The organism is Stenotrophomonas sp. PS02298, assembly GCF_029959445.1.
In the GTDB taxonomy this organism is placed as follows: domain Bacteria; phylum Pseudomonadota; class Gammaproteobacteria; order Xanthomonadales; family Xanthomonadaceae; genus Stenotrophomonas.
The window spans coordinates 1-5,087 of the sequence record NZ_JASCOR010000227.1; the positions used below are offsets into that span (position 1 = coordinate 1).

At 65.6% G+C, this 5,087-nt stretch carries 5 protein-coding genes; all 5 read right to left on the minus strand.

Annotation, left to right across the window (positions count from 1 at the left end):
* Positions 1-124 precede the first annotated feature (124 nt).
* Entirely contained in the window at positions 125-1,735 is a 1,611-nt protein-coding gene (locus tag QMX78_RS19980; protein ID WP_282272912.1) for a sulfite reductase flavoprotein subunit alpha, read from the minus strand.
* A complete protein-coding gene (locus QMX78_RS19985) occupies positions 1,732-2,712 on the minus strand; it encodes an FAD:protein FMN transferase (RefSeq protein WP_282272920.1) in 981 nt (326 codons plus the stop codon). The genes QMX78_RS19980 and QMX78_RS19985 overlap by 4 nt, the downstream gene beginning before the upstream one ends.
* Positions 2,713-2,888: 176 nt before the next feature.
* A complete protein-coding gene (locus QMX78_RS19990; RefSeq protein WP_282272914.1) occupies positions 2,889-3,695 on the minus strand; it encodes a DUF4198 domain-containing protein in 807 nt (268 codons plus the stop codon).
* A 25-nt stretch (positions 3,696-3,720) separates the two neighbouring features.
* The gene (locus QMX78_RS19995) at positions 3,721-4,242 is read right to left on the minus strand and encodes a DUF2271 domain-containing protein (protein ID WP_282272916.1); all 522 of its coding nucleotides are present in this window, start codon (positions 4,240-4,242) and stop codon (positions 3,721-3,723) included.
* Positions 4,243-4,267: 25 nt separating this feature from the next.
* Positions 4,268-4,912, minus strand: a complete 645-nt coding sequence (locus QMX78_RS20000; protein ID WP_282272918.1) for a PepSY-associated TM helix domain-containing protein — start codon at positions 4,910-4,912, stop codon at positions 4,268-4,270.
* Positions 4,913-5,087: the final 175 nt, after the last annotated feature.

The window sequence follows — 5,087 nt, forward strand, 5'->3', positions numbered from 1 at the left end:
GCCGAGCCATGCTCGGCATGGGCATTACCGGTAAAGCCTCTGCCGAGCATGGCTCGGCACTACGTTTGGGATTGCTTGTAATGCTTCTGCCGAGCATGGCTCGGCACTACAGGTGGATTTCCGGTCAGTACACGTCGCGGCGGTAGCGGCCGGCGATGCGCAACGCCTGATGCGCATCTTCGCCAATCGTGTCGATGATGACGTTGTCCACTGCCGGGGCCATGCCTTGCAGGCTGCCGCAGACCAGGATGGTGGCGCCGTCATCCAGCCATTGCCGTAGCAGCTCGCCATGCGCGGCCAGCGCGTCCTGCACGTAATGGAACTGGCCATCATCGCGGCTGAAGACGCTGTCCAAGCGCTCTATTCCGCCTTCGCGCTGCCATTGCTGCAGCTCGCTACCAAAATGGAAGTCGTGGGCCGCATTGCGCTCGCCGAACAGCAGCCAGTTGCGTCGCGCGCCGGCATCGATGCGTGCACGCAGATGTGCTCGCAGGCCGGCGATGCCGGTGCCGTTGCCGATCAGGATCAATGGCGCGTCACTGCCCGGCGGATGGAAGTTGCTGTTGCTGCGCAGGCGCAGATCAATGCTGTCGCCGATCTGCGTGTAGTCACACAGCCAACCGCTGGCCAGACCGGGTGTTCCGTCCGGGCGCAGTTGCCGGCGTAGCATCAGTTGCAGGCTGCCTTCGCCTGGCATCGAGGCAATCGAGTATTCGCGGTGCGGCAGTGGCTTGAGGCTGGCGGCAAGGGCATTGGCGTCGCGGCTATCGGCGCTGTCGGGCAGATAGGAGCGGGCCAGGGCGTCCCCCAGCGTGCGACCGTCGGCCAGCACGGTGGCAGCATCGAAGTGGTTTGCCTGCAGCCACTGCAGCACCGCAGCTGGGGACTGACGCGGGCCGATCTCGGCGATGTCGCCGGCCTGCCAAGTCTGCAGCTTTCCGTCCGCGGGCTGCAGCTGCAGGTGGAATACCTTGCCGCCAACGCTGTCGGGATTCAGCACGTCGCGCTTGCGCAGCAGCCAGGATTGATAGGCCGGTGCACTCCAGTCTGTTGCGTTGGCGGCTTCGCCACCCAGCTGGCCGAGCAGCTGCTGCCAATGGCGCAGCGCATCGGCATCGGCGTTGTCCACTTCCACCGTATCGAACAGCGGCTGTGCGCCATGCGTGCGCAGCCACTCGTCGAGTTGATGGCCGAATGCGCAGTAGTGCTCATAGGTCTTGTCGCCCAGCGCCAGCACGGCGTACTGCAGCTGCGGCAGTTTCAGCGGCTGCGGCATCACCCGGCTGAGGAAGGCGAGAGCGTGGTCCGGCGGATCACCTTCACCGGTGGTGGCGGCGATGAACAAGGTCTGGCGGCTGCCGGCGAGCAGGGATGCATCGACCTGGTCGATGCCGCGCAGTCTGGTCTTGTGGCCGGCTGCGCGCAGGTGCGCGGCGGTGCGTTGCGCCAGTTGCTGGGCGAAACCGGTCTGGCTGGCCCACACCACCAGGATTGGCGGTTCCTTGCTGTCGCCGCTGTCGTCATCACGCTGGCGGGTACACCACCACAGCGCGAAGCAGGCCGCCGCGTAGATGGTCAAAGCCGCCACAGCCATCCACCATTGCTCCTCCAGTGGAGCAGCCGGCCACCAGCGTTCGCCAAGATGCAGCCGCAGCAGCATCAGGGCGATAAGCAGCAGGCCCAGGCCAACGGCGAGATTGCCGAGCAGTGCACGCGTGGAACGGTTGGGATTCATTGCGTGCTGGCGTCCAGGTAACGCTCGAAGGCGGGGGTCATGGTTTCCACGAGCCCAGTATCGGCGCGGGTGATGAAACGTGCAGCCAGATCATGTTGGTTGGCGAAGGCCAGGCCTTCATCGGCGCCCATCACGGTGAGTGCGGTGGCCCAGGCATCGGCGTGCATGGCGTCGCGGGCGATCACGGTAACCGCTGCAGCGGCCCTGCTGACCGGCGCGTGGCTGCGCGGATCCAGTGTGTGGCTATAGGACACGCCATCACGTTCGAACTGGTGCCAGCGGTCGCCGGAGGTGGCAACCGCCAGGTCATCGAGCGCCAGCACGCGTGGCGGATACTCGGCACCGGCGTCTTCTTCCGGTGCGGATTCGACCAGCACGCGCCAGGGCTGGCCGTCGGGCTTCAAACCGTAGCCATGCAGTTCACCGCCGACTTCGACCAGCGCGGCAGTGATGCCGATACGATGCAGCCAGCGGCTGACCAGATCCACGCCATAGCCTTTGGCGATGGCCGACAGGTCCAGTTGCAGGCCGCCGGGTTGCAGCGCGCTCTGTGTCTGCGGATCCAACTGCAGTTTGTGCCAGCCGCAGCGAGCGGCGACCTCGGCCAGGTGCGAGGGATCGGGTATAACCTGCGCGCCCGCTTCGGCGCCAAAGCCCCACAGCGCGACCAGGGGGCCGATGCTGGGATCGAAGGCGCCAGCGCTGCGCTCGGCGATATCGTGCGCGCTGCTGAGCACGTTCCAGAAATCATCGGGCAGCACATGCCAGCTGCCGGCGGCGGCGCGGTTGTAGCGGCTGATGTCCGAATCCGATTCCCATGTACTCATCTGCGCGACCACGCGGTCGAGCTCGGCTTGTATGCCGGCATGTAGCGGATGCAGATCACGGCTACGTGCAGCCACCAGCTTGACGCTCCAGCTGGTGCCCATGGTGTGGCCGCCAAGGGCGGCGATGTCGGAGTTGGAGGACATCGGTATCGGAAACTGTCTGGGTGCAGTTGGTCCCTTCTCCCGCAGGCGGGAGAAGGTGCCCCGTAGGGGCGGATGAGGGGAGCTTTTGCTTTTGTGGGTCTGCCGCAGCTTCAGGAGCCCGGCTTCGGCCTTGCCCTCACCCCAACCCCTCTCCCGCAGGCGGGAGAGGGGCTTTTAGAGCTTTACTGCGGCAGCACTTCCAGCGTGCCTACGTAGCTCAGGCGGCGGACGGCGGCCTGCGGGATCGAGGTCTTGTTGTCCTCGGTGCCGGTTTCCAGCCAATACATGCCAGCCTGCGGCCAGGTCACCGAGAACTCGCCATTGGCGTCGGTGGTGACCTTGATCTCTTCCTGGGCGTTGCGGTAACGGGTGCCGCCACGGGTGATCTCGACTTCCAGGCCAGCGTGCGGCTTGCCATCGACCAGCAGCTTGAACTTGGCCTGCTCGCCGGCGAACAGGTCGTTCGGGTGGCCCAGGGCAACCAGTTCCATGCCCTTGCCGGTCGGCTGCAACGCGGTGTCGTTCGGCTTGCCGTTGGTGACGAAGGTTTCGATGCGGCCGGCGGTCTCGGAGACCTTCAGGTCCTTGGCGTCCTTCGGTACTTCGGTGGCGAAGGTGGCAGCGTTACCGCGCCAGCGCTTGGGCTTGCCGTCTTCCTGCCAGTTGGCCGACAGCCCGGCATTGACGGTGGCCAGGCGGTAGGTGCCCTGCTGGGTCAGTTCGACGTCGAACACGCTGCGGTACTTGCCGGTGGCGGCATTCTGCGGCTGCACGGTGCTGCCGTCCGGTGCGGTGATCACCAGGTTGTCCAGGCGCAGCGGCACATGGTTGAAGTAGAACAGGTCGTTGGACACGGCGGCGTCCACGGTGATCCACGGGTTGGTACCGGCAATCACGGTCTGCGACGGCTGCAGCCAGGCCTTGTGGGCGGCAGCGGAGAAGGGCAGCACGGCGGCGATGGTGGCAGCAAGCAGGAGGGAACGCTTCATCGGTTGGCTCCGTTGGTAATGGGGATCAGGGCTTGACGGCAAGGGTGACGGCGCCGAGTTCGGAAGTGCCTTGGGCACTGCCGTTCTGCGCGGCACGGGCCGGCCAGGTGAAGGGAATCTTGACCAGCTCGCGGCCACCGACTTCACGCGCGGCTTCCACCACCAGCGAGTACTGGCCGGCGGGCAGGGCGCGCAGCTGCGGCTGGCGGTCGCTGAAGCTGAGCTGGTGCTTGCCGACCGGACGGGTCGGGCCAGTGACGCCATCGACCGGCACCTGCAGGGTGCGGCCGCTCTTGCGCCACCACTGGCGCAGGTCCGGCAGCCACTTGGTGCCGTGGCCTTCGGCGGTGTCCCGGAGCTGGTACCAGACCGACAGGTTGGCGGCGACCTGCTGGTCGGCACCTTCGATCCACACCGCGACATAGGGGCGGTGGTATTCGGCCACGTTGAGCTTGGGCACTTCGACGTTGACGTCGAGGCTGGCGGCGTAGGCGGCAGGAGCGGTGGCGATCAGGCCACTCAGGGCGATGGTCAGGGTGACGCGCATGGTGCGACTCCGGAGAGAAAGACGGTCAATGGATGAGGAGCAGGGCGATCAGCAGCGGGATCAGCAGGCCCAGGCCGACCAGCGGCCAGGTCATGCGCCGCTGCCGCGCATGCAGGTGCAACAGGAACAGGCCAGTGATGCAGAACACCAGGCAGGCCACCGCGAACACGTCGAGGAACCAGCCCCAGCCCGGGCCCGCATTGCGGCCCTTGTGCAGGTCATTGAAGTAGGAAACCCAGCCGCGGCGAGTCTTCTCGAACTCCACCGCGCCGGTTTCGCGGTCGATGCTCAACCAGGCGTCACTGCCGGGGCCAGGCATGGACAGATAGATTTCTTCCGGCGACCACTCGGCCTCGCGGCTGCCGATGGACACTTCCAGGCGATTGGACAACCAGTCGGCGACGCGCGCTGGCAGCGGCGCGTTGCCGTCTTCGCGATCACCCAGGGCCTTGAGCACCGGGGCGGGCAGTTCCAGTTGCTGGTTCTGCACCTGCGGCTTGGCTTCGATCTTGGACGCGTGGTTCAAGGTGATGCCGGTCAGGGAGAACAACAGCATGCCGATCAGGCAGACCGCCGAGCTGATCCAGTGCCACTGATGCAGGGTGCGCAACCAGAAACCACGGCTGGCCTGTTGTTGCACGGTGGTGGCGGTGCTGCGGTCTGCGGACACGGGAATCGGGATTATGAAAGGACGACGATTAGAGCACTAATGAGAATGATTCGCAATTTGTGAAGGTGCTTCGCCCCCTCCCTTTGCCGTAGGCAAGGGGAGGGCCGGGGAGGGGTAGCTTTTGATCTGGCTGTTGCCATGGTTATGGCCCCAAGCCTGAAGCTGGGAGCAAGAT

Coding starts and splice junctions, on each gene's coding strand:
- QMX78_RS19980 (WP_282272912.1), bottom strand. CDS start 1,735: ATGAATCCCAACCGTTCCACGCGTGCACTGCTCGGCAATCTCGCCGTT.
- QMX78_RS19990 (WP_282272914.1), bottom strand. CDS start 3,695: ATGAAGCGTTCCCTCCTGCTTGCTGCCACCATCGCCGCCGTGCTGCCC.
- QMX78_RS19995 (WP_282272916.1), bottom strand. CDS start 4,242: ATGCGCGTCACCCTGACCATCGCCCTGAGTGGCCTGATCGCCACCGCT.